This window comes from Clostridium celatum (assembly GCF_021412605.1).
Taxonomy (GTDB): Bacteria; Bacillota; Clostridia; order Clostridiales; family Clostridiaceae; genus Clostridium; species Clostridium celatum.
The window spans coordinates 17,748-44,739 of the sequence record NZ_JAJKGM010000001.1; the positions used below are offsets into that span (position 1 = coordinate 17,748).

A 26,992-nucleotide genomic window follows, 5' to 3' on the forward strand; every position below is an offset into this window, starting at 1 on the left:
TATTGTTGCAAAATATACTTAGCGGGGTGATTTTTATACAAAAAAACATTCAAATTTTTATTATAAAAGGAAATAGCTTCTTTGTAGTGTTATATCGTACTTTTTATAAAGTTTAGATAATATTATGAGGGATTTGTTGTATAATTAAGGTAAATAAATTTATAGGATGGAGGTTATATTTTGAGAATATTACATACTGGAGATTGGCATTTGGGCAAGAACCTAGAAGGTCAAAGTAGAATGGATGAGCAGGAAGCATTTTTAAATGATTTTATAGATATAGTAGAAGAAAATAATATTGATTTAGTTATTATTGCAGGTGATGTTTATGATTCAAGTAATCCACCAGCAAGAGCTGAAAAAATGTTTTATGATACATTAAAAAAACTTTCTAAAAATGGAGAAAGGTTAACTTTAGTTATTGCAGGAAATCATGATAATCCTGAAAGATTAGTTGCAGCAGGACCACTTGCTATGGAGCATGGAATTATAATGGTTGGAACTCCAAAGACTGTAGTACAACCTGGGCAATATGGAAAGCATAGAGTTGTAAACTCAGGAGAAGGATTTGTTGAAATAGAGATAAATGGAGAAAAATCAGTTATATTAACAGTGCCATATCCAAGTGAAAAAAGGTTAAATGAAGTTTTATATGGTGAAATGGATGATGATGATGAGAGATTAAAAAGTTATGGTGAAAGAATAAAACAATTATTTGATTCACTTAAAGTAAATTATAGAAAAGATACAATAAATATTGCAGTTTCACATATTTATACTATGGGAAGTGAAGAAAGTGGTTCTGAAAGAGCTATTCAATTAGGTGGAAGTTATATTGTTGATGGATATTGTTTACCTAAAGAAGCACAATATGTTGCTTTAGGACATGTACATAAGCCACAAGTAGTACCAGGAACAAATAAAAAAGCTAGATATTCTGGTTCTCCAATTCAATATAATAAAAAGGAGAGAAATACAATTAAAAAATGTTTTATTGTAGATTTAAGTGCTGGTAAAGAGGCTATTATTAATGAAGTTGAGCTTAAAATTTATAAGCCAATAGAGCTTTGGGCATGTAACAGTATAGATGAAGCAATAGAAAAATGTGAAGAAAATAAAGAGAGAGAATGCTGGGTTTATTTAGAAATAAAAACAGATAGATATATAAGAGAAGATGAAATAAAAAGAATGAAAGATTTAAAGAAGGATATTTTAGAAATACTACCAAAGTTAAATTCAGATGTAGAAGAGGAAAGTGCAATTAGTATTCAAGAAAAATCCTTTGAAGAGATTTTTAGAGAGTTTTATAAGAAGGAAAGAGAAGTAGAAGCAGATAATGAAGTGGTGGATTTGTTGCTAAGATTATTAAATGAAGAAGGTGATGATAGTGAGACCAATTAAATTAACTATAAAAGGATTAAATAGCTTTATAGAAGAACAAACTGTTGATTTTGATAAATTAACAAGTAGAGGTTTGTTTGGAATATTTGGACCAACAGGTAGTGGAAAATCAACTATTTTAGATGGTATAACTTTAGCTTTATATGGAGATGTTTCAAGAAAAAGTTCTAATTATATAAATACTAATTGTGATAAGTTAAATGTTAGTTTTGAATTTCAAATATCAACATCAGAAGTTAAGAAATATAAGGTCGTAAGAAGCTTTAAAAGAAATAAGTCAGGCAATCCAGTATCGGATAAATGTAAGGTAATTGATATAACTGATGGATTAGAAAATGTATTAACAGAAGGAGTAACTAATGTTAATACTGAGTGTAAAAAAATTATTGGTTTAAGCTTAGAGGATTTTACTAGAACTGTAGTATTACCACAAGGAAAGTTCTCAGAGTTTTTAAAGCTTGAAGGTAAACCAAGAAGAGAGATGCTTGAAAGATTATTTAATTTAGAACAGTATGGTGATAATTTATCAGTAAAGCTTTCAAGAGAAATAAAGAAAGAAAAAACACAAAATGATATTCTTTCAGGACAATTAATGGGATATGAAGGTATTAGTGAAGAAAAGAAGAAAGAAAAAGAAGAAGCTTTAAAGGAAAATGAGCTGGCTTTAAATATTGCAAATAAGCAGTTAAAGGAAAGTGAAAAAAGTTTTAAAGAAAATCAAGAACTTTGGAATTGGCAGTTAGAAATTGAAAGCTATAAAACTAAAGAAAAGCAACTTGTAAGTAAAGGTGAGGAAATAGAGTTAGAAAAGAAAAAAGTAAAAATGGCAGAGGCTGCTGATAAGGTTAAGCCTTATGTTTTAAGCTATAGAGATACATTAAAAAATATATCAGTTACTGAAGAAAACTTAAGTGAATATAAGATAAAATTAGAAGTTTTAAAAGCAGAAAAAGAGAAGGCAGAAGAAAGATATATTTTAGCTAGAAATAAAAAAGATAAAGAATTACCAAAGCTAAAATTAGAAGAACAAAAAGTATTAGATGCATTAGAAGATAAGAAAGCTTTAGAAATTTTAATTAAAGATATTAATGAATTAGAGAATAGAGTTAAGGAATTACAATTAGAAGAAGAAAAACATATTAAAGAGGCTAAAGTATTAGAAGGAAGAGTGGAAAAGGGAAATGAAAAGATTAGTCTTACTGAAAATGAAGTAGATAAATTAAATTTAGATTCTAAGTTTAAAGAAAAGGTTCAGGAAGGACTTTTAACTACTAAAGAGTTTAACAACCTAACATTAATAGTAAATAACACTAAAGATAAAATAAAAGTACTAAAAGAAGAGAGTTTAGTGGAAGTTAATGATAAAGAAACTTTAACTTGTAAGTTAAATGAAAAAGTAAAAGAATTGTTAGACAATGAAAAAGCTTATGAAGAATTAATAAAAAATTGTCCAGGGGATCAAAATGATTTATTAAGGCTTCAAACTGAATATTCTCAAAGTAAAGAAAAATGGAATGAATTTAATAGATATAATGATGAGATTGTAAAGTGTCAAGAATATATTAATAAATCAGCTAAAGAATTAGATGGATTTAAAGCAGAAAAGGAAAGTCTAGAAAAGAATATTGAGAAACGTAAATCAAATATGAGAGAATATGAAATTGAGAATTTAGCTCATTCTCTTAGAGAAGCTTTAAATAATGGAGAGGTATGTCCAGTATGTGGCTCTATAGACCATCATAAAGAAAATATTAAGTCTATACAAGTTCAAGATATTGATACATTAGAACGTGAGATAAAAGTAAAAGAACAGCAATTAAAATCTTTAGAGGCTAATATTAGTAAAATAGAAGCTAATCAAGAAAGTTCAAATAATAACATTAAAGATTTAAGAGGTAAAATAAAATCTTTAGGTGAGGAATTTAAGAAAGTTTCTGTAGAAGAATTAGAGAGAAAAATTAATGAGTTTGCAAATAAACTTAATAAATATATAGCTAATAAAGAAGAGTTAGAAAAGAGTAATAAGATATTAAAAGATAAAAAATACGATGTGGAAGGAAAGTTAAAGGCTACTGAAGCAAAATTGTTGGCAAATGAGAAACAATTAATTGTATTAGAAAAAGAGTATAATAAATCAAATGAAGATCTACAGAACATAACAGAAAAATTAAATATATTAAGAGCTGAAACTAATGTAGATGATTTTATTACTAAGAGTAATGAAATTGTTGAAATTGAAAAGAAAAAATCAGGTCTAGAGAATGATTTAAAAAAATATAGAAAGTTACTAGAAGATTTAATAAAAGATAAAGATGATCATCAGCAAAAGGTATCAAGTTTAAGAGAAATATTAGTTAAGGAAAAATCTACTTTAGAATCTAAAAATAGCAATAAAAATGATAAGATACAACAAATAGTAAGTAAAGTAGGTAAGATTGATAATTTAGAAGAATTATTAAATTCAATTATTAGTGAAATAAAAGCTATAGAATCTGAATTTGAGCTTTCAGAAAAAAATAAAGATATGAAAGATAAGGTCTTCCAAGAATGTAATGAAAAATTAATTAGCTTAAGCAGTACATTATCAGAGCTTCTTAAGAGAAAAGATATTGAAAAGATAAAGCTAGACTCTGTATTATTAGAGCAAAACTTTGAAACTATAGATGATGTAATGAATAATATTATTGAAAATGATGTTATGAAAGTATTAAAAGAAAAAATAGAAAAATATAATGACGATTTATCAAAGGTTAGAGGAGCTATAGAAAGTGTAGCTAAGAAGATATCAGGTAGAAATATAACAGAAGAAGAGTGGATAAGACTTCAGGAAGAAAAAGAGTCAAAAGAAAAAGAAGTTCAGGTCTTAAGTGAAATAAAAATTAAGATAGAAGAAGAACTTAAAGTTATTGAAAATAAGATGTTAGAACTTAAGGATTTATTAAAACAAAAAGCTGAATTAGATCATAAGTTAGCATTATTAAATGATTTAGATAAATTGTTTAAAGGAAAGAAATTTGTTGAATTTGTTGCAGCTACTAGGCTTAAATACGTATCAATTGAAGCTAGTAATAGATTAAAGGAAATAACTAATGGCAATTATGGATTAGAAGTAGATGAAGATGGAAAATTTATTATAAGAGATTATAAAAATGGTGGTGCAGCAAGAGATGCATCAACTCTTTCTGGAGGGGAAACCTTCTTAGCATCATTAGCATTAGCATTAGCACTATCATCAGAAATCCAATTAAAAGGTACTGCACCACTTGAGTTATTTTTCTTAGATGAAGGATTTGGAACACTAGATGACAATCTTTTAGAAGTTGTTATGGGTTCTCTTGAAAGAATACATAATGATAAGTTAAAGGTTGGAATTATAAGCCATGTTGAAAGTATAAAAAATAGAATACCAGTTAAGCTTTTAATTACTCCAGCAGAATCAGGAAAAGGTGGAAGTAAGGTTAAGATAGAACTGAGCTAGATGTATTTCTATTCCATTTTAATTTATATATTAAAAAACATAGAATATTTTGTCGAATAAAGAAAAGTTATGTTATAATAGCATCATCAATTGATGGAGGGATAAAATGTTTTTTAAATATGTAAAGTATGGTTTATATATGTTATATATGCAAATTAGAGGCTTAAAATATGAATATATAAAGAGATTCAAAGGAATAGACGAAGCAACCAAATATTCTAGCAGATGTATGTATAACTGGTCTAGATTTACAATTGAAACTATAGGTATAGAAGTACAAGTAGAAGGAAAAGAAAATATACCAAAAGGGCCTTGTGTATTTATAGGAAATCACACAAGTATTTTAGATATACCTATTGTTTATTATGCTGCAAATAGAATTATAGGATTCATTTCAAAAAAGGAAATATTAAAAGTACCAGTATTAGGCTATTGGCTTCCAAGATGCAAATGTATTGCTTTAGATAGAAGTGATAACAGAGATGCTGTTAGAGTTATAAAAGAAGGTGTAAATAATATTAAAGAAGGATATTCTATGATGATATTTCCAGAGGGTACAAGAAGTAAGGATGGAAAGTTGCTTGATTTTAAGAAGGGAAGTTTAAAGCTTGCAACAATAGCTAAGGTTCCAATAGTACCGATTACAATAGATGGGGCTTTTAGATCTTTTGAAAAAGAGAGAAAGTTTAAGCCAGAGAAAATAAGAGTAATATTTGAAAAGCCAATCGAAACAAAAGATATGAATAGAGAAGAGCAAAATTACTTATCTATAAAGGTTAAGGAAGTCATAGAGAGAAATTTAAGTGAAACTTTTAAATAAATTTATAATTAATAAAAATTATTTGAAAAGTTTATATAATAGCATAGTAATATTATTAAATAATAGAAAAATTACAGTTAAGGTTAAAATTCACAATAATGATATTTAAACCTTAACTGTAATTTTATTTTTTATACACATTTGATATTTAAACTGTAATTTTAATTTTACCAGAATTTTTGCTAGGTTTATAAGAAAAAATATTACCTATAATTTTAACAGGTTTAGTAGTTGATAAGGTAGAAAGATATAAAAGATCCTTAAAGTTATCAAGATCTAAGTTTTCTTTTTGAGCAGTAAGTGCTATATTTTTAGGAAGTATTTGCTTTGTAAAGAAGCATCCATTTTCATAAATTACTTCAGCTGTTTTTTTATAAGTAAAGCTATTTTCCTGATAAGATATAACATCTCCTTGAAAAATTTCACGTCCAGATGCGTCATGAATGCCTGTAGGTAATAATAATATACTATCATCAAATGAAACAATAGCTTCTTCATTTTTATCTTTATTTAAATAATAGATTTGTTTATCTATATAATCTATTCTAGTTACAGAAAAGCATTTATTTAGTATTTTGTTATATATTTTAAAATTAATTTTAATATCCATAAGTACACCTCATTATAAAAAGATTAACATAATATATATAAATTATAACAAAATGGAAAAATTTTGAAAAGAATTAATTTAAAAAATATTCATTATTATATTTTAAAGAGAATATAAGTAATAAGAAGGGGAGATATCAAAATATAAAAAATATTTTTGATAATACTTCGTATATTAAGCTAGGGAGATGCTATAAAATGTTTACTGGAGAAGAAATAATAAAGAGGCAATATAAGAATGAAATATTTAAAGATAATGTTGAATATAGTAGGAAACAGTATGCAGAATTACTTAAGACATATAATCGAAAACTAAATAATAAAGAAAACTTTATTAAAGCAACTAAAAAAACAAACAATTTATATAAAGTAACCCCAATACAGCTTAATGATGGCACAGGACATGAAAAAGGAATCATAAAAGTAAAAAATGAGGGTAATAGGGAATATATAATACCATTTAGAAGTAAAAAAGCCTTTAAACTTGGGGAAATGTATATAGGTGATAATTCGGTATTATATTTAATAAATGAAAAGTACGATAAATTAGTTAACAATGCTTTAGATAAAATTAATAGCTTAAAATTTACTAATGATTACATGAGAAAAGAATTTGAGAAATGTTTACCTATAAATGAATTTAAATTTAAATCTACAAATGGAAAGACTGCAGTTGTATTTAAGAAGGATGTAGAATTAATCTCATTAAGAGAGGCACTAAGGAATTATAATAATCAGTTGTCGGTAATTTCAATAATAACTATATTAAGTGATTTATATAATTTATGTTGTTTTATGGAGTTTAATGGAATAAGTCATAATGGAATTACAATAGATAGTTATTTTGTTTCAACTAAAAATAAAGGTGGAGCATTATTAGGGGGATGGTGGTATTCAACTAAGAAAGGCGAGAAATTTAGTATAGATGCATTGAATAAAAAGGAAATAAATTTCGATTTAAAATCTATTAGATATTTAGGAAGAGTTTTATTAGGAGATACAGAAAAATCTGTAGGAAATATAAAGAGAAAAGTACCAAAAGAATTATTAACATGGGTAAGAGGGAAAGCTGAAAATGATGCATTTTATGAATATAGACGGTGGAAAGAAACTATAAGAAAAATAGCATATGAAAGAAAAAAATAAATGAAGAAGATATAGAAGTTTACGATTTTAAAGTAATTAAAAGAGGCTATAAAAAATTTGTAAAAACAGATTTTTTATAGCCTCTTTTATATTTAAATTTCAGTAAGATGTTTCCAGTATTTTTTTGGCATATATTGATTACGTAACTTAAGATTTTTTCTTTCTTCAATATTTACTGATTTATAAAAGGTTTTCCAAAGTTCTTCAAAGAATGAATCACTATTATTTTTATTAAAATTTAAAGCTTCTTTTTTACTTAAATTAGCTATGATAAAAGTTTCTTTATTATATATAATAGCACTTTCTCTTTTTAAGTCATGAATAATAAAATTTTGATCAGAAAATCTTTTAACAAAGTGATTTGATATTATTGGGAGTATATTATAATCAGGCTCAATGGAAGCGTAAAAGCTTAGTGGAGCAATTTCTTTAAATCGAACAAATCCAGTAAATTTATGAGCTTCTAATGAAACTTTACGATAATATTTATCTATTAAAATAATAGTATCATTATTTTTAGCTAAATTTATAGTTGTTCCATATTTATAACAAAGATTTAAATAAGATAGAATGATATTTTCAGAATTTTTAATTTCACTAAGATATAAGTAATAAATATTTTTTAGAACAACATAGTCAAGCCTTTTTAATATGCTATTATAAACCCTATTAAAGAGATTTTTATCAGTATTTATTTCATTTACTTCAGTGAGTAAAGAGGGAGTATAGTTCTTATAAGAAACTATATTACATGAAACTTTAGAAGAATACGCGTAAAATATAGCTGTAAGTAATCCTTCAAAAGTACCATCATATACATAATCAATCAAAATAAACACCACCCTTTTATATTTCCCCGGTGTAGGAGGTCATTTTATCATTTAATAGAAATAATTTTTTATCACCAGTTAATGTAGAGCCATCAGATAGCACAAAGTTACTTATGTCATTATCAAAAAAACTTATTTGTTCTATATTATCTTCAATAATATTTAAATCTACTTTAGGTGATAAGGCTTTTTTAATTTTTTCATCATCTAAAGGTATTGAACCAAAGTATTTTCCTTTACAAGTAATAAAATATTGAGCCCTCTTAATAACTATACCAAGTTTTTTTAAGTCTAAAAAATCTAGAGAGTTTATTCTGCGAGAGCTTACTATTTTTCTAGCACCTTTAATTCCTATTCCAGGAACTCTGATAAGCATTTCATAAGGAGCTTTATTAATTTCAATAGGAAATAAATAAATGTTATTCAAAGCCCAATTAGTTTTAGGATCAAAATTTATATTAAGATTTGGGTTTTCTTCTGAAAGTAATTCATTAGATTTAAATCCGTAAACACGTAAAAGCCAATCGCTTTGATATAATCTATGTTCTCTAAGTGTTGGAGGACTTTTTAGTTCAGGTAAATTTTTACCACTATTTACTGGAATATAAGCAGAGTAATATACTCTTTTTAAATCAAACCTGTTATAAAGATTTTCAGAGAGAGTAAGTATGTTTAAATCACTTTCTTTAGTAGCACCAACTATAAGTTGCGTACTTTGACCACCAGGAACAAATAAAGAGGAATTCTTATATCTACTATGTTCATATTTATTTATTGATATATTATCTTTTATTAAACTCATGGGTTTGAATATATCATCTTTATTTTTTTGAGGTGCTAAGAGTTTAAGAGACTTTGATGAAGGTAACTCAAGATTTACACTCATTCTATCTACTAATAAGCCAGCTTTTTTAATAAGGTCCTCATCTGCACCAGGAATTGCCTTTAAATGAATATAGCCTTTAAAGTTATAATCTTTTCTAAGTTTAGAGGCAACTTCAGTCAATAACTCCATAGTAAAGTTAGCATTTTTAATTATTCCAGAGCTTAAAAATAATCCTTCTATATAATTACGTCTATAAAAATTAATAGTAAGATTTACAATCTCATCTACAGTAAATGTAGCACGCTCTATATCATTTGAAGTTCTATTTATACAATATGCACAATCATAGATACAGTAATTAGTTAAAAGTATTTTTAATAAAGAAACACATCTACCATCAGGTGTGAAAGTATGGCATATTCCACTTATAGAAGTAGAACCTATATCACCTTTTTTTGAATTTCTATTTGAACCGGAAGATGAGCATGATACATCGTACTTTGCAGCATCACTTAAAATTCTTAACTTTTCTCTAATTTCCATAAAAATCACCAGCTTTTTATAAAATATAATATTTAAATATTATAACTTAATATGATTAAAAGAACAAGTGTTCATAAAAGTTTGGTAATAAAACTACTAATTATGATAATAATGTATAAATAAAATTACTAATAATAATTATCATATAATAATTATTTAAATATTAAAAATTATGCTATAATTAAAATTAATGAATTGCTATCTATTATAATAGGAGATAGTATAGATAATAAATAATAAATATTAATAGATAAAAATGGAGGTAAATATGTCATTTGATAGATTAGATATTAAAGATAATACAACAAAAGAAGGAAGAGCTTGCATAATAATTTGTAATTTAGGTGGTAAAGAACTTAAAACAGTAAAAAATTGTGCTTCTATATTAGGAATAAGAGATCAAATAGTGTTATATTCTAAGAATGGAGACTCTATAATTAAAGATATACTTGAAAATAATATAAATTCAGAGTGTGAAGAAGGTAGAAGAGAGAAAGCAATTATATTTAATGCTTTATCACAAGCAAAGATAAATCTACTTATTGAAAATTTAAGAAGGCTTAGAATGAATAATGTACTTAAAGCAGTAGTTACTGATACATCAATTAATTGGTCAATTAATGAAGTAATATCTAATTTAGTAGCAGAAAGAACAGCTATTAATAATGGAAACTTTACAGATCAACATGAGAAATAATTAAGGCAAAACTTAATAAAATAAGTAAATCTCCGCAGATATTTATATTAGAAAGAAATTATTTTACATATTAGATTAATAAAAAATTAATAAAATAATAGTAAAGAAATACAGGGGTATTAATATAATAGTATAAGTAGATAAAATAGGAGATGAAATAATTATGAATGATAAAGAAAAGGTATTATTAGGTGCAGCATGCTTCTTTGCAGGGGCTGTAGTAGGATTTTTATTAGCTCCAGTTAAAAAGGGAATTTATTGTGGAAATAATAGTGGAAATACTTATGGGCCAGGTGAGGAAGAAACAGTAAAAGATGAATTAGAAGATATAAAAAGTGATGATAAAGAAGAAGTATTTGAAGTAAATAAAGAAACTGAAAAATAAATATAGAAAAAAACTTAAACTCCTTAAATTAGGTAAAACTTAATTTAAGGAGTTTAAGTTTTTCTATGTTTATTTAAAATTGTAAAAATATAGTTTTATATTGTGAAAATACGAGTTATAATTTAAATTAAATAACTTAATTAAGTTATTTAAAGTAATAGGGTAGAGAGGAGATAGAGATGAGTAAATTGAATTTAAGTTATTTAGAAAATCCAGAAATTTTTAATATTAATAGATTAGAAGCTACTTCAGATCATAAATATTATAAAAATGTAGGTGAGGTTAAAAGAGGAATTTCCTCATTTAAATACTATTTGAATGGAAGTTGGAAATTTAATTATAGTAGGAATTTAAATGATATAATTAGTAATTTTTATGAAGAGGATTATAGTGTTGAAAATTGGGAGAATATAAAAGTACCGGCACATATACAACTCCAAGGATATGATAAGCCTCATTACGTAAATACCATGTATCCATGGGATGGTCATGAAAATATAGTACCCCCAGAAATTCCTAAAGTACATAATCCGGTAGGATGTTATGTTAAAGAATTTGAAATTTCAGAGGAGTTCCATTGTAAACCTTTATATATATGTTTTGAGGGAGTTGAATCAGCATTTTATTTATGGCTTAATGGAGAGTTTATAGGATATAGTGAGGATAGTTTTACTCCAGCTAAATTTGATTTAACAAAACATTATAAAATAGGTAAAAATAAATTATCAGTAATGGTTGTTAAGTTTTGTAGTGGAAGTTGGCTTGAAGATCAAGACTTTTGGAGATTCTCTGGAATATTTAGAGATGTATATCTTTATACAACTCCTAAAACACATATAAGTGATATGTTTATTCATACAAATCTTAAAGATAATTATAAAAATAGCGATTTAAACATAGAAGTTAATATTAAGGGTGAATTAAACTCTGTAATAAAAGCAAGTTTATTTGATAGTAATGGAAAAATAGTTACTGAGATAATAGAAGACGTGAATAATGAGAAATTAATGCTATATTCTGAAGTAAAAGATATTAAATTATGGAGTGCAGAAGAACCTAATCTTTATACATTAATAATTGAAATTATAAAAAATGGACAAGTTCTAGAAGTAGTAAAGCAAAAGATAGGATTTAGATCTTTTGAAATGATAAACAATGTAATGTATATAAATGGTAAAAGAATAGTTTTTAAGGGCGTAAATAGACATGAATTTAGTTGTTATACAGGGAGATGTTTAAGCAGAGAAGAAATGATTTGGGATATAAAGACTATGAAAAAGAATAATATTAATGCAGTTAGAACATCACACTATCCAAATCAAAGTGAATTTTATGATTTATGTGATGAATATGGTCTTTATGTAATTGATGAAACCAACTTAGAAAGTCATGGAACATGGCAAGGAGCAGGAAAGATAAATACAAAGCATATTGTTCCAGATTCAAAATTAGAATGGAGAGAATGTGTATTAGATAGAGCAAAATCAATGCTTGAAAGAGATAAAAATCATCCATCTATATTAATATGGTCTTGTGGAAATGAATCTTTTGGTGGCGAGAATATTTATTTAATGTCAGAGTATTTCAGAAATAGAGATACTAGTAGATTAGTGCATTATGAAGGTGTATTTAATGATAGAAGATTTAATGATTCTTCAGATATGGAGAGCCGTATGTATGCTAAGGTAACTGACATAGAAGAATATTTGAATAACAATCCTGAAAAACCATTTATTTTATGTGAATATACTCATGCTATGGGAAATTCTAATGGAGGTATGCATAAGTATATAGAGCTTGAAGAAAAATATCCTATGTATCAAGGAGGATTTATATGGGATTTTATAGATCAAGGATTAATGACTAAAGATATATATGGAGAAGATTATATTGCTTTTGGAGGAGATTTTGATGATAGACCTACAGATTATAATTTCTGTGTTAATGGTATTGTTTATGCTGATAGAAAAGAATCTCCTAAAATGCAGGAAGTAAAATTCAACTATCAAAATATAAAAATAGATGTTAATTTTAATAAAGCTATAATTAAAAATGATAATTTATTTATAAATTTAAATAGATATGATTTCATATGGGAGCATTTACAAGATGGAAAGGTTATAGAAGCAGGTAAATTAGATGTATCTGTGGAACCAGGAAATAAAATAGAAATTAAATTACCTATAACTAGGGGAAGTGATATTGGAAATTATACAATAGATGTAAAAGCAATATTAAAGGAAGATACTTTATGGGGTAATAAAGGTTATGAGGTGGCTTTTGGTCAAGATTATTATGAAGTAATAGAAAAGTATAATGAAGATTTAGTTAAAAATAATATAACAACTGATAAAAGTAGAATAGTTATAAGTGATTGCAGTATTAATTTTGGAGTTAGAGGAGAAAAGTTTGAAGTAATATATTCTAAAAATTATGGAGGTATGATTTCTTACAAGTATAATGGAAAAGAATTTATAGATACTATTCCTAAACCTAATTTTTGGCATGCTCCAACAGATAATGATAGGGGGAACTTTATGGCATATAACTGTGCTATGTGGAAGATAGCAAGTCTTTATGCAAAGGTTATAAACATTAATACTTCTTATGATGAGAATAGTGCAAAAATTACTTATACGTATAGTTTTCCAACAGTTCCAGAAAGTAAATGTTATGTAACATATACTACACTAGTTGATGGAACTATAGATATTAAAATGGAGTATAAAGCAGTAGATAATTTACCTAATATGCTTGATTTTGGAATGATTTTTACAGTTCCATGTATATATGAAAATATAACTTGGTTTGGAAAAGGAAAGGAAGAAAATTACTGTGATAGAAATAAAGGTGCAAGGTTTGGAGTTCATAAGAATAAAGTAAGTGATAATTTATCAAAATATGTTATTCCACAAGAGTGTGGTAATAAAACAGATGTTAAATGGGTTAGTGTTACAGATAATTTAGAGAATGGATTAATAATTAAAGGAGATAACTTTAATTTTAGTGCACTTCCATATACTCCACATGAACTTGAAAATGCATATCATCATTATGAGTTGCCTAAAGTATATCATACAGTTATAAGAGTATCATTAATGAATAGTGGTATTGGTGGTGACGATAGTTGGGGAGCTATGCCACATGATGAATATTTAATACCATCAAATAGAGATATGACATTTAAATTTACTATTAAAGGAATAGAGTAATAGTTATTAGTTAGTAGTTAACCATTAAATATGTTAATTACTAACTTTTTAATTTTTTATCAATGTAATAATGAAAGAAATAAATTTATAAATTAGGAAATATAATATATAGGAAGTAGTATATAAAGTGAATTTGGTATAAGTGATTATATAGGGGGCGGTTATGTCATTATTAATTAAAAATGGGATTATAGTGACTTCAAGTGATACTTTTAAAGGCGACATTTATATAGAAGATGGAATTGTAAAAGAGATTGGAGAAAATTTAAATTATAATAAAAATAAAACTGAAATTATAGATGCTAGTGGTAAGTATGTAATTCCAGTAGGAGTAGATGTACATACTCATTTTAATTTACATGTAGGCAATTTAGTAGTAAATGATGATTTTTATACAGGAACTATTGCTGCAGCATGTGGTGGGACAACCACTATAATTGATCATATAGGATTTGGACCACAAGGATGTGAGTTAAGATATCAAATTAACAAATATCATAGCTATGCAGACAATAATGCTGTTATTGACTATGGATTCCATGGTGTCATTCAACATGTAGATAATGATATTTTAAATGAAATAGAAGAAATAGTTGAAGAGGATGGAATAAATAGTTTTAAAGCTTATTTAACTTATGATTATAAAATCGAAGATGAAGATATTATTAAAATATTTAAAAAGCTAAAAGAAGTTAATGGGATTACAGCGATTCATTGTGAAAATCATGGAGTAATTCAATATTTGCGCAAATATTATGAAGAGAATGGATTAAAGTCACCAATATTTCATAGTTTAAGTAGGCCAGAAGAAACTGAAGGTGAAGCTGTAAATAGAATGATAAATATAGCTAAAATAGCTAATTATAAAGATTTATATATTGTACACTTATCTACAAAAATAGCATTAGATTATATAAAAATGGCTAGAGAAAATGGTCAAGAGTTATATGTAGAAACATGCCCACAATATTTAATTTTAGATGAAAGTAAATATAAATTACCTAATAAAGAAGGATTAAAATATATAATGAGTCCACCGCTTAGAGAAAAGTACAATGGTATTGCTTTATGGAAGGGAATTAGGGATGGATATATTCAAACTATAGGAACAGATCATTGTCCATTTTCTTTTAATAATGATAAAAAGTTAGGAAAAGATAACTTTATAAAATGTCCTAATGGAGCGCCAGGTGTTGAAGAAAGAATACCTTTAATTTTTTCAGAGGGCGTAATGAATGGAAAAATAAATATTAATAAGTTTGTTGAAGTATGTTCAACTAATCCAGCTAAAATTTTTGGAATATATCCTAAAAAAGGAACAATTGCAATTGGTTCAGATGCTGATATAGTTATCATAGATCCTAATAAGGAAGTTATCTTAAGTAGTAAAGATTTGCATTCAAATGTTGATTATAGTGCATATGAAGGGATAAAGGTGAAAGGCTATCCTATAATGACAATATTAAGAGGAAAGATTATTGTTCGAGATAATAAATTTATTGGGGAAAAAGGAGATGGAATGTATTTAAAAAGAAAAACTACAAGAGGTAGATAATTTATTTATATATTAAATTGACAAATTATTATATAAAGTATTATACTATATTAGTTCCTGTGAGGGAGTAGTTAGCATGAAAGTGTGATTAGGCCAACATAATGGTTTGCATATGGCAACCTGGTTTAATCTTAAATAACGAGACTCATGGATGTTATTTTAGCATCCATGAATCTCGTTATTTTTTTATTTTTAAAAATAAAAAATTAAAACTGTAGATAATTTTTATAATATAGAATAACAATAATCTACAGGGTAGGTTTTTTATAAATATAAATTATAAGAAAGGGAGTAAACTTATGAATTTAATTACAATTATACTTACTGGATTTGCTTTAGCTATGGATGCTTTTGCTGTATCAGTAACAAAGGGAATGACACTTAAAAATTTAACAAAAAAAATGGCTATAAAAATAGCTCTTTTCTTTGGAGTATTCCAAGCAGCTATGCCTTTAATAGGGTGGATACTTGGAATAAGCTTTGAGGGATATATAAAGTCCATAGACCATTGGGTTGCATTAATATTACTTTCTATACTAGGCGGAAAGATGATACATGAATTCTATGAAAATCGTAAAGAAGCAAAGGATAGTAATAAGGAGGCAGTTAGTGAAGTAAGTACTACATTAGACAAGGAGTATAATGCTAAAGATGAATCATTATCTAATAAGGAATTAACAAGCTTAGCTATAGCAACTAGTATTGATGCGTTAGCTGTGGGGATTAGTTTTGCATTTTTAAATGTTAATATAGTTTCATCATCACTTATTATTGGTGTTATAACATTTGTAGTCTGTTTTATTGGTGTTATAGCAGGAAAGAAAATTGGTGGGTTATTCAAAGATTATGCAGAGCTTGTTGGTGGAGTAATACTTATTCTTATTGGTATAAATATATTTAATGAACATACGGGATTTATTACAAATATAATTCATAGCATATTTTAATTAGGTTAGGTTTTAATATAGATATTAGAAACAATTTTAATGACAAAAAAGTATGAGTATGCTTATTAATATGCTCATACTTTTTTGTTCGCATTATATTGTTGCCAGCTTCAATTATTTTTGCATCTTTTACTTTTGAACTATTAATTTGCTGTAAATTTACTGACTTTATATAATAATTTAATATTATTCCCCAATATATTGGTAGTAAAGTTTGTTTTATAGCAGGAAAGTAATGAGCTATTAAATCAATGTGTACTAGAATACATAGTTTGATAAAGATTTTTATTTATTAACTTTTTAGGTAATGACAAATTAATTATAAGCTTGTATAATGGACATGTAATTTTAATATGTAATCCTTTAAAAATAAATTTGCTTTCAAGTAATTAAAAATTTAATTTATTTTTTAATTTATGTAAATGTTTATTTGGATATGTATTAATTACTTATGTGAAAATAAAAGAGGGAAGAGGTATAACAATGAAGAGAATATTTGAATTAACTAATGGAGATATAGAATCTCTTAATAAAGAGGAATTAAAAGATATTATTAAGAATTCAGAAGGTAGAACAGTAATGTCAGAGACAATAATAAGCTATACACCTTATATTAGAGAAGTATCTAACCCAGAGCTTGCAGCAAGTTTCGGAGCAGATATGATTACTCTTAATACTTTTAATTTTGAAAAACCATATGTTTTTGGATTTGGAAATGCTAATTTATCAGATGGTATAGAGAAAGCATATAATATTATAACTGAAGAAATAAAGAATAATATAAATGATAAAAATTATATAAGAAATATAAGAAGTTTAGTTGGTAGATTAATTGGTGTTAATATGGAGCCAGTACCAGAGGGAAGCACATATGAGACAGGATATAGATTAAATAGAGCAAACTTAGAAAAGGTAAAAGAATATGGATTTAATCATATAGTAATTACAGGAAATCCAAGTACAGGAATTACAGAAGAAACTATTTGTGAAGGAATTAAGCTAGCAAAAGAAGTTTTAGGAGATAGTACTTTAATTATTGCAGGAAAAATGCATGGGGCAGGTAGTGGAAATATTTATGATGAAAAGGTTGTAAAAAGCTTTGTAGAATGTGGAGCAGATGTAGTTTTATTCCCAGCGCCAGGAACAGTGCCAGGATTTACTGAAGATTTAGCTAAAAAAATGGTAGATGCAATTCATGAAGCAGGTGCATTAGCAATGACTACTATAGGTACTTCACAAGAAGGTGCAAGTGAAGCTGTTATAGAAAAAATAGCTTTAATGTCTAAAATGGCAGGAGCTGATATTCAACATATTGGTGATTGTGGAACTTTTGGAATGGCATTACCTGAAAATATAATGAAATTATCTGTAACTATAAGAGGTGTAAGACATACTTATAGAAGAATGGCACAATCTATAAGAAGATAATAAAAACTATATAAAGTGTATATTTAAAAGAGCAGCGCATATTATTTATTAGTAATAATAAATAGGAGGGCTGCTTTTTAATTTAATGAAAAAGAATAAAAAAATTATAGGTATAAGCATTTGTATTATAGTATTTATAGGATTATATGCTATTATCTCAACATATAAAAATAATAATAAGGGAGTAGATGGAGTGAATAATCAGGATGGTGTAAATGAAAGGGCTATTAATGGAAATTTAATCTTTATAGAAGGAAAAAATGAATTTAATAAAGGTATTTTAGAAAATGTAGATATAATACGAGATAATAATAATAGCTTAAATAATAATATTAAAGAAGATACTATAGTATTAAAAAGTAAAAATGGAAAATATGTCAAAGAGGGAACCTTTATTTCAGAAGTAATTGATACAGAAGATTTTAATAAACTTATTCTTTCATGGAATGCAGAAACACCAGAAAAAACTTATATTGAAGTTGAAGCACGAGCATATACCAATACTTCTCAGTGGACAGAATGGCTATCTTGGGGAGTGTGGGGAACAGGTATAGAAAGGGCATCTAAAAGTACAGCTTGTAATTTAGCTAAGGTTGATACAGATACACTTATTATTAAAGGTGATGAAACTTATGCTAATAAAATTCAAGTGAGAGTAAAATTGTATTCAAAAAGCTCTAAAGTAACTCCTATATTAACGAGAATTACAGTATCATATATAAATAGTGAAAATAAAGTTATAGATGCTTTTAATGGTGATATAAATTTAAGTATTGTAGAAAAGGTTATAGAAACTCCAAAGATATCACAAATGCTTAGAGATAAAAGAATTGCAAGTAGAATATGTAGTCCAACAAGTATGACAATGCTATTAAATAGATTAGGTGAAAATTTAATAGTCGAAGATGTTGCTTGGAGTTCTTATGACTATAATTATGATGGATTTGGTAATTGGGTATATAATGTTGCTTTTGCTGGAAGCTTAGGACATCAAGCTTATGTTAAGTTTGGTAGTTTAGAGGATTTAAAAAATGAAATTGAAGATGGGTATCCAGTAGCAACAAGTGTTAAATACACTAATGATATAGATAATGATAAATATCCATATATAGAAAATGCTCCACTTACAACAAGCGGACATTTAATAGTAGTTTGTGGATTTAGCAATAAAAATGGTGAGCAATATGTAGTTGTAAATGATCCTGCAGCTGAAGATGATGAAAGTGTTAGAGTAGAATATAAATTAGAACAGTTTATGGAAGCTTGGTATAATTCAGATTATATTATGTATATAGTTCATTAAATATAGCCACAAGTAAAGAAAAAGCATGCTTTACTTGTGGTTATTTATATAGTAATATTTTAAAAAATAATAATAAAAGGAGTAATATATCTAATTTAAAAGTATATGGTTTTGATATTTCAGATGAAATGATAAGCTGGGTAAGAGAAAATAGAGTTACTTCTAAAAGTATCGCTTTAATTTTAAAGAATTAAGATGATATTTTTATTTAAGAAATAATTTATATTAATAGAAAACTTTGGATTATTAAGAGTAGTTTTGATAAAATATCAATTAGAGGTGATAGAAATGAGAAAAATACTAAAGTTGAAAAGAAAAGATGGACAATTAGTAGAAGCTAAAATGAAAGAATTAAATTTAGATTATATAGATAAAATAATGGAACTTCAAAAAATAATAATCGATGGTTTAGAAAATAAAGAATTGTATGCAGATACTGAAAAGGAAGAATTTGAAGAGTACATAAAAGGAAAAGGTAAAATAATAGGATATGTAACAGAGGATGATGAAATCATTGCTATGGGTGTATATGCTAAAAAAGGATATGATAAAGGGAACTATGGATATGACATTGAATTAAAAGGTGAAGAGCTATTAAATGTCGGACAAATAGAGTCAACAGTAGTTAGAGAAGAATATAGAGGGAACAAACTTCAAAGAATTATATGTGAAGAGCTAGAAAAGATTGCAATAGAAAACAATACTAAAATAGTTTGTGCAACTGCATCGCCATATAATGAATTTAGCGTAAATACTTTTAAAAGTTTAGGCTATGAAATTAAGAAGGATAAAATAAAATATGGTGGACTAAGAAGATATGTATTAGTTAAGGAATTATAATTATTTTGACTTTCACTTAGGTGAGAAATAAAAGATTATATAAAGAATTTATCATTAAATAAATTGGGGGAAAAATAAATGAATTTAAAAGAAAAATTTAACGAAGTAAAAGAACATATATCTGAAGTTAATAAGTTAAATGAAGCAATATCTTTAGTGTATTGGGATATGAGAACTAGTATGCCAAGTAAAGCTGGAGAAACAAGATCTGATGTTATTAGTTATTTATCAGGTGAGGTATTTAAGAAAACAACTAGTGATAAAGTTTTAGGATTTATAGAATCGTTAAATGTAAATAAAGAAAAAATGAATACTTTAGAGTTAAGAATGTTAGAAGAACTTGAAAAGGATTATAATGAAACTAAAAAAATTCCTGAAGATAGATACGTTGCATATATATCTGCAACCAATAAAGCTGAAATTGCTTGGGAAAAAGCTAAGGAAAATAATGATTATGAAGGATTTAAAGATAATTTAAAAGAAATTATTAATTTTCAAAAGGAATTTATTGAATATTGGGGTTATGAAGAGAATAAATATGATACTTTGTTAGATAAATATGAAAGTGGTCTAACGGTAAAAAAGTTAGATAAAGTTTTTTCAGAGTTAAGAGATGGAATTATAGAGATACTTAAGAATATAAAATCTAGCAATAAGAAGATTAATAGGGAATTTTTAAATGGTCATTTTGATACAAATAAACAAAAAGAATTATCCTTAGAAATATTAAAAAGTATAGGCTTTGATTTAAATGCAGGAGTATTAGATGAAAGTGTACATCCTTTTACAATTAATATAAGTAAGAATGATGTAAGGCTTACAACTAATTATCATGAGGATGAGTTTACATCAGCTTTATATAGCACAATACATGAAGGTGGACACGGAATTTATGAGCAAAACATTGGAGATGATTTAAAAGATACAGGTCTTCAAGCTGCTATTTCTATGGCTATTCATGAATCACAATCAAGATTTTATGAAAATATCATAGGAAGAAGTAAAGAGTTTTGTTCATACTTATTACCGTTAGCTAAAAAGTATTTTAAAGATTTTGATAGTGTTAATTTAGAGGAATTTTATGAAGCTATAAATTATGTAGAACCATCTTTAATAAGAACAGAAGCAGATGAGTTAACTTATAGTCTGCATATTATAATAAGATATGAAATTGAAAAAGAATTAATAAATGGAGATATAAGTGTAGATGATTTACCAGAGCTTTGGAACAAAAAGTATAGAGAGTATTTAGGTGTTGAAGCTAGCAATTATAGTGAAGGAATTCTTCAAGATGTTCATTGGTCAGGTGGAATGTTTGGATACTTCCCAAGCTATGCTTTAGGAAATATTTATGGTGCTCAAATGTATTATAAACTTTTAGAAGAAAAACCAGAAGTTATGAATGAAGTCGCTAAGGGCGATTTTAATACAGTAAAGGTATGGTTAAATGAAAAAGTTCACAAAAATGGGAAATTATATACTCCTAATGAGCTAATTAAAAATATTACAGGTGAAGAACTTAATGCTAAATATTTTATTAAATATTTAAAAGAAAAGTATTATGAAGTTTACAATGTAAAATAAATTAATATATAAGAGATCACTCCAGAGATTAAATTGTAGATACAATAATCTTAGGAGTGATTTATTTATTTTCAAAAATATGGAGTGTAATTTGAGGCATAATATGTACAACATAGTAAAAAATAATATAAATAGACAGTAGTACTATTACTTATGAGGAGAATTAATTATGTCAAATATTGATTTTAAAAATGAAAGAAATTTAAGTATGCTTGTTGATTTTTATGAATTTACTATGTCAAATGGATATTTTGAAAATAATCTTAAAGATACTATAGTTTATTTTGATATGTTTTTTAGAAAAAATCCTGACAAGGCAGGATTTGCAATAGTAGCAGGATTAGAACAAGTTATTGAGTATATAGAAAGCTTAAAGTTTACAGAAAGTGATATAGAATATTTAAGAAGTAGAAAATTATTTAGTGAGGAATTTTTAGAGTATTTATTAAACTTTAAATTTACAGGAGATCTATATGCAATTGAAGAAGGAACTCCAGTATTTCCTAATGAACCATTGATTACAGTAAAGTCAAAGGTTATTGATGCACAACTTATAGAAACTATGCTGCTTTTAACTATAAACCATCAAAGTCTTATTGCCACTAAAGCAAATAGAATAAGAAGAGTAGCAGAAGGAAAAGAGGTATTAGAACTTGGAGCTAGAAGAAGTCAAGGGTATGATGCAGCAATTTATGGTGCTAGAGCAGCTTATATAGGTGGTGTTGATGGAACTGCAACAACTATAGCAGATAGAATATTTAATGTTAAAGCTGTTGGTACAATGGCACATGCATGGATACAATTATTTGGAGATGAGTATAAGGCTTTTGAAACATATGCAAAGACTTATCCAGATAACTGTATTTTATTAATAGATACATATAGTGTTTTAAAATCAGGAATAATTAATGCTATTAAGGTTTCGAAGAATATATTAGAGCCTCAAGGAAAAAAGCTTAAAGGTGTAAGATTAGATAGTGGTGATTTAGCATATCTTTCTAAAGAAGTGAGAAAAATATTAAATATAAATGGATTAGAAGAGTGCAAAATAATTGCTTCAAATAGCCTAGATGAATATATAATAAGTGATCTTATGAATCAAGGAGCTTGTATTGATACCTTTGGTGTAGGAGAAAGACTTATTACTGCAAAATCTGAACCAGTATTTGGAGGCGTTTATAAACTAGTTGCAGTTGAAGAAGATGGAAAAATAGCTCCAAGAATTAAGCTTTCTGAAAATATAGAAAAAGTAACAAATCCAGGATATAAAACTGTATGGAGATTATTTAATAAAGAAAATAATATGGCAATTGCAGATGTGTTAACTTTAGCAGATGAAATAATAGATGATAGTAAAGAATATGAAATTTTTGATCCTATTTATACATGGAAAAGAAAAACTATAACTAATTTTTATGCAAAAAAATTACAGGTTCCAGTAATTTTAAATGGAGAATGTGTATATAAATCCCCTAATCTAGAAACAATAAGAAGCTATTGTATAGAACAGGTAAGTTTTTTATGGGATGAGGTAAAAAGATTTACTAATCCACAAGACTATTATGTAGATTTATCTCCTAAGTTATGGAACTTAAAAAATGATATGATTAATAAATTTAGAAGTGAAAAATAAAGTTAAGATGTATTTAAGTTAAAAGTAATTTAATTTAAATACATCTTAGTATTTTAAAATAAAATGTACAATTTCTCATATAACAATAATTAAATAAAATAAAATCAATGATAAGCAATATAGTTGTATATAAGTAAAAATAATTAAGCATATAGTATAGTGTAAGGCATATAAGAGTATTACTTGCCTAAAATTTATAAGGGGGATAGTGGTAAGTGGAGAATTTAGGATATTATAATGGAAATATAGGAGCTATTGAAGATATAAATATTCCTATGTTAGATAGGGGAGTTTATTTTGGAGATGGTATTTATGAGGTTGTAATAACAGTAAATCATAAAATATTTGCATTAAATGATCACATTGAAAGGTTATATAAAAGTGCAGAAATGCTAAAGATAATAATTCCATATACAAAAGAGGAACTAAAAGATATATTATATGATCTAGTAAAAAAAGTGGATGCTGATGAACAATTGGTATATTTTCAGGTTACAAGAGGAACAGCTCAAAGAAGTCATAAATACAACAAAGATATAAAGGGGAATTTATATATTACAATAACACCTTTTAATGATATAGGAAACTATAAGAAAAGAGTTAAGCTTATAACAGTTCCCGACACAAGAGCGTTTCATTGTAATATAAAAACTTTAAATTTACTTCCTAATGTAATGGCATCTCAAAAAGCAAGTGAATGTGGTTGTGAAGAAGCTATTTTTCACAGAGGAAATATTGTAACAGAAGCATCTTATAGTAATGTTTATATAATTAAAAACGGCGTATTAAAGACTCATCCAACAAATAGATTAATTTTAGCTGGTATAACAAGAAAAAATATTTTAAATATTTGTAATAGTAATAATATGAATATAGAAGAAATACCATTTACGATAAAAGATATGATGGAAGCGGATGAAGTTATGTTATCTAGCACAACTAAATTTATTGTAGCAGCTAAAGAAATTAATGGAGTTCCAGTTGGAGGACGAGCTCCTGCTGTTATCAAATTATTGCAATATGAGTATATGAATAAAATCCTTAATGAAACAATGGATTAATATATAAATTTATATAATATCTTAGTTTAGATATTTATGTATATCATTAACTAAGATATTATATTTTTAATAAAATTAGATTAATGATAAATTGATTATAATGTATAAAATTGTTATAATATGTAATGCAAATGGTTAAACAAAAGGAGAAAGTGATGTTTGAAAATTACATTAAAAATTTTATAAGAGTAGATAAAAAGTTTGAATCAATTGAGCAATATAATGAGTTTGAGAAAGCGAGAGTAAATATTAATATTAAAAGGAGTAATTATCCAATACTAATATTAATACCATTGAATATCATTCTTATTTTTATTGATATTTTTTATTATAATTGTTTAGCTAGTGGAAATAAACCTCTTTACTACTTATATTTATCACATATAATTATGACAATTGTAGCTATAGCATGGTTTTTTTATTATAAATTCTTATTTAAAAGGATATCATTAAGATCTAATAAAATAATTTATTGGATTTTTTGTAGTATTATATTTTATTGGTGTATATTTATGTCCATAGATTTATTTTATAATACTAGCCAAATTTCTGCTTATATAATAATTTCATTTTGTATTAGTGCTTTAGTATATTTTCCACCTATAATTAGCATTACCAATAATTTAGTAGCTTCTATTGTTATTTTAATATATCTACTTTCTTTACCAAGTGGGACTAAAGGGGTTATGGATAGTATAGTAAATGTTATTTTTACATTAATTTTTTCAAGCATAATTTCTTACAGGATATATACATATCATGCTAATGATTACATAAATAATAGTAAGTTAATAAAGTTTAATAAAAAGCTTGAAATAGCAGAGAAAATTAGAACAGATTTTTTTGCAAATGTATCTCATGAATTAAAAACACCTTTAAATATTTTATATACTGCAAATCAAATGATTGAAGTTACAACTATAAATGATAATTATAAAAATGAAAAATTTTCAAAGTACATGAATATTTGCAAGCAGAATACAAATAGGCTTCATAGGTTAATAAGCAATTTAATTGATATAACCAAAATAGATTCTGCGAGTTTTAAATTAATGAAGACTAATTGTGACATAGTCAATCTAGTGGAAGACATAACTTTATCAGCAGTTTGTTATGTTGAAAGTAGAGGAATTTCTTTAATATTTGATACAGATATTGAAGAGTTGATAATTGCATGTGATCCAGATAATATTGAGAGAATAATACTTAATTTATTATCCAATGCAATAAAATTTACTAAAAGTGGTGGAGAAATAAATGTTGAAATAAAAACAGATGATGAAAATGTTTTTATTTCAGTAATAGATACAGGGATAGGAATTCCAATAGAAATGCAAGAGAAAATTTTTGATAGATTTACTCAAGTTGATAGAGCTACTTATAGAGAAAATGAAGGAAGTGGAATTGGATTAGCACTAGTTAAATCAATAGTAGAATTACATAATGGAAATATAGAACTTAAGAGCGAATTAAATAAAGGAAGTACATTTACAGTTAGCTTGCCAATAGTAAAAGCAAAAGAAGAAAAGATTTTAGAATCTAAGAATGCCTTTGAAAACAATGTAGAAAGAGTTAGTATTGAATTTTCAGACATATATAGTTAAATTACAATATAAAGTTAATAGAAAAAGTATGATATAAGATTATAGAAGTCAGAATAATTTCTTCTAAGTATATCATACTTTTTTGTATAACTTTAAATCAACTTTGAGCTATACCAAAATAGTTAGTGTAGCTGAAATCTAGTGAGAGTCAATTCTTGTGATGTATTGTTTCATTAGATTAGCTGATGATATAAATTTTTCTTGTTCTTCGGTAGAGAGTTGAATATCGAGAACTTTTTCAATTCCATTTCTACCTACTATAGTAGGAACACTTAAATAGGTATTACTTACTCCTAAATAATCATTTAGCAATGTAGAAAGGGTTAATATTGTTTTTTCATCTCTTAATATAGCTTCAACAATTCGAACAAGAGCAACAGCAACAGCAAAGGCAGTAGCGCCTTTTCTTTTTATTACTTCATAAGCACAATTTTTAACATCCTCGGCAATAACATTTTCTGTTTCTTTATCCCAAGAAATTGAATTTTGCTCTGAAAAACTTTTAACAGGAATACTACCAACTCTTAATGATGACCAAGTTACAAACTCACTATCTCCATGTTCTCCAAGAACAAATCCTTCAACATTTCTTCCATCAATTCTAAAGTATTTTGAAAGAAGGCTTCTAAGTCTTGCAGTATCAAGAACAGTTCCAGAGCCAATGACTCTTTCTTTTGGAAAACCTGATAGTTTATAAGTCATATATGATAGTATATCAACTGGATTAGAAACTACAAGTAATATTGAATTTGGACTTAGGCTAGCAAGTTTTGGAATAAAGTTTTGGAAAATTTTATAGTTTTTATCTACTAAATCTAGTCTAGTTTCACCAGGTTTCTGAGGAGATCCTGCAGTTATTATAATAATATCAGAATCTTTAGTGTCGTCTACACTACCTAATGTAACATTACATGGTGGACATAAAGAACTTCCATGCATTAAATCTAAAACTTCACCTAATGCTTTTTCTTGGTTAATATCATTTATAACAATTTCTCTAGCTATACCTTTCTGTAATAATGCAAATGCTGTTGTTGAACCAATAGAACCGGCTCCGATTATAGATATTTTACTCAAAAAATCACCATCC

At 26.4% G+C, this 26,992-nt stretch carries 20 protein-coding genes; 16 read left to right on the plus strand and 4 right to left on the minus strand.

What is annotated here, in order from left to right; all coding sequences use genetic code 11:
• Nucleotides 1–180 precede the first annotated feature (180 nt).
• From LPC13_RS00095 to LPC13_RS00105, 3 genes are all read left to right on the plus strand, one after another.
• The gene (locus LPC13_RS00095; protein ID WP_005214198.1) at nucleotides 181–1,401 is read left to right on the plus strand and encodes an exonuclease SbcCD subunit D; all 1,221 of its coding nucleotides are present in this window, start codon (nucleotides 181–183) and stop codon (nucleotides 1,399–1,401) included.
• Nucleotides 1,388–4,879 (plus strand): AAA family ATPase, encoded by a 3,492-nt coding sequence (locus LPC13_RS00100; protein WP_040419719.1) that lies wholly within the window; start codon nucleotides 1,388–1,390, stop codon nucleotides 4,877–4,879. Before LPC13_RS00095 ends, LPC13_RS00100 begins: the two co-directional genes overlap by 14 nt.
• 106 nt (nucleotides 4,880–4,985) lie before the next feature.
• Nucleotides 4,986–5,699 (plus strand): lysophospholipid acyltransferase family protein, encoded by a 714-nt coding sequence (locus LPC13_RS00105; protein WP_195244659.1) that lies wholly within the window; start codon nucleotides 4,986–4,988, stop codon nucleotides 5,697–5,699.
• Nucleotides 5,700–5,847: 148 nt separating this feature from the next.
• Here LPC13_RS00105 and LPC13_RS00110 read toward each other — a convergent pair whose 3' ends face one another.
• Entirely contained in the window at nucleotides 5,848–6,309 is a 462-nt protein-coding gene (locus LPC13_RS00110) for a YopX family protein (protein ID WP_005214190.1), read from the minus strand.
• Nucleotides 6,310–6,506: 197 nt separating this feature from the next.
• Here LPC13_RS00110 and LPC13_RS00115 point away from each other — a divergent pair, with 197 nt between their 5' ends.
• Nucleotides 6,507–7,454 (plus strand): hypothetical protein, encoded by a 948-nt coding sequence (locus tag LPC13_RS00115; RefSeq protein ID WP_005214189.1) that lies wholly within the window; start codon nucleotides 6,507–6,509, stop codon nucleotides 7,452–7,454.
• A gap of 92 nt (nucleotides 7,455–7,546) precedes the next feature.
• Here LPC13_RS00115 and LPC13_RS00120 read toward each other — a convergent pair whose 3' ends face one another.
• Nucleotides 7,547–8,293, minus strand: coding sequence for a TIGR03915 family putative DNA repair protein (locus tag LPC13_RS00120; RefSeq protein ID WP_234088440.1), 747 nt, complete (start codon nucleotides 8,291–8,293; stop codon nucleotides 7,547–7,549).
• Between the two features lie 7 nt (nucleotides 8,294–8,300).
• Nucleotides 8,301–9,653: a putative DNA modification/repair radical SAM protein gene (locus LPC13_RS00125; protein ID WP_005214185.1), complete on the minus strand. Its 1,353-nt coding sequence runs from the start codon at nucleotides 9,651–9,653 to the stop codon at nucleotides 8,301–8,303.
• A gap of 268 nt (nucleotides 9,654–9,921) precedes the next feature.
• On the opposite strand from LPC13_RS00125, the gene LPC13_RS00130 reads away from it, so the two are divergent.
• The 12 genes from LPC13_RS00130 (at nucleotide 9,922) to LPC13_RS00185 (ending at nucleotide 25,902) form a co-directional block, all read left to right on the plus strand.
• Nucleotides 9,922–10,350 (plus strand): DUF3783 domain-containing protein, encoded by a 429-nt coding sequence (locus tag LPC13_RS00130; RefSeq protein WP_040419714.1) that lies wholly within the window; start codon nucleotides 9,922–9,924, stop codon nucleotides 10,348–10,350.
• Nucleotides 10,351–10,513: 163 nt separating this feature from the next.
• Nucleotides 10,514–10,735: a hypothetical protein gene (locus LPC13_RS00135; RefSeq protein WP_005214181.1), complete on the plus strand. Its 222-nt coding sequence runs from the start codon at nucleotides 10,514–10,516 to the stop codon at nucleotides 10,733–10,735.
• A 179-nt stretch (nucleotides 10,736–10,914) separates the two neighbouring features.
• Nucleotides 10,915–13,947, plus strand: coding sequence for a glycoside hydrolase family 2 TIM barrel-domain containing protein (locus LPC13_RS00140; RefSeq protein WP_234088441.1), 3,033 nt, complete (start codon nucleotides 10,915–10,917; stop codon nucleotides 13,945–13,947).
• 163 nt (nucleotides 13,948–14,110) lie between these two features.
• Entirely contained in the window at nucleotides 14,111–15,502 is a 1,392-nt protein-coding gene (gene hydA / locus LPC13_RS00145) for a dihydropyrimidinase (RefSeq protein WP_005214177.1), read from the plus strand.
• A 299-nt stretch (nucleotides 15,503–15,801) separates the two neighbouring features.
• Nucleotides 15,802–16,449: a manganese efflux pump MntP gene (locus LPC13_RS00150; RefSeq protein ID WP_005214176.1), complete on the plus strand. Its 648-nt coding sequence runs from the start codon at nucleotides 15,802–15,804 to the stop codon at nucleotides 16,447–16,449.
• A 483-nt stretch (nucleotides 16,450–16,932) separates the two neighbouring features.
• A complete protein-coding gene (locus tag LPC13_RS00155; protein WP_040419713.1) occupies nucleotides 16,933–17,877 on the plus strand; it encodes a DUF7916 family protein in 945 nt (314 codons plus the stop codon).
• 85 nt (nucleotides 17,878–17,962) lie between these two features.
• Complete coding sequence (locus LPC13_RS00160) at nucleotides 17,963–19,180, plus strand: C39 family peptidase (protein ID WP_005214173.1); 1,218 nt, start codon at nucleotides 17,963–17,965, stop codon at nucleotides 19,178–19,180.
• Between the two features lie 288 nt (nucleotides 19,181–19,468).
• Nucleotides 19,469–20,020, plus strand: coding sequence for a GNAT family N-acetyltransferase (locus tag LPC13_RS00165; RefSeq protein ID WP_005214171.1), 552 nt, complete (start codon nucleotides 19,469–19,471; stop codon nucleotides 20,018–20,020).
• A gap of 78 nt (nucleotides 20,021–20,098) precedes the next feature.
• A complete protein-coding gene (locus LPC13_RS00170; protein ID WP_234088443.1) occupies nucleotides 20,099–21,604 on the plus strand; it encodes a carboxypeptidase M32 in 1,506 nt (501 codons plus the stop codon).
• Nucleotides 21,605–21,773: 169 nt separating this feature from the next.
• Entirely contained in the window at nucleotides 21,774–23,237 is a 1,464-nt protein-coding gene (locus LPC13_RS00175; RefSeq protein ID WP_234088445.1) for a nicotinate phosphoribosyltransferase, read from the plus strand.
• 215 nt (nucleotides 23,238–23,452) lie between these two features.
• A complete protein-coding gene (locus LPC13_RS00180; RefSeq protein WP_005214161.1) occupies nucleotides 23,453–24,298 on the plus strand; it encodes an aminotransferase class IV in 846 nt (281 codons plus the stop codon).
• 512 nt (nucleotides 24,299–24,810) lie between these two features.
• Complete coding sequence (locus LPC13_RS00185) at nucleotides 24,811–25,902, plus strand: sensor histidine kinase (RefSeq protein ID WP_234088447.1); 1,092 nt, start codon at nucleotides 24,811–24,813, stop codon at nucleotides 25,900–25,902.
• Nucleotides 25,903–26,040: 138 nt separating this feature from the next.
• On the opposite strand, the gene LPC13_RS00190 is transcribed toward LPC13_RS00185, so the two are convergent.
• On the minus strand, nucleotides 26,041–26,979 hold the full coding sequence (locus tag LPC13_RS00190; RefSeq protein ID WP_040419711.1) for an L-lactate dehydrogenase: 939 nt from the start codon (nucleotides 26,977–26,979) through the stop codon (nucleotides 26,041–26,043).
• Between the last annotated feature and the right edge of the window lie 13 nt (nucleotides 26,980–26,992).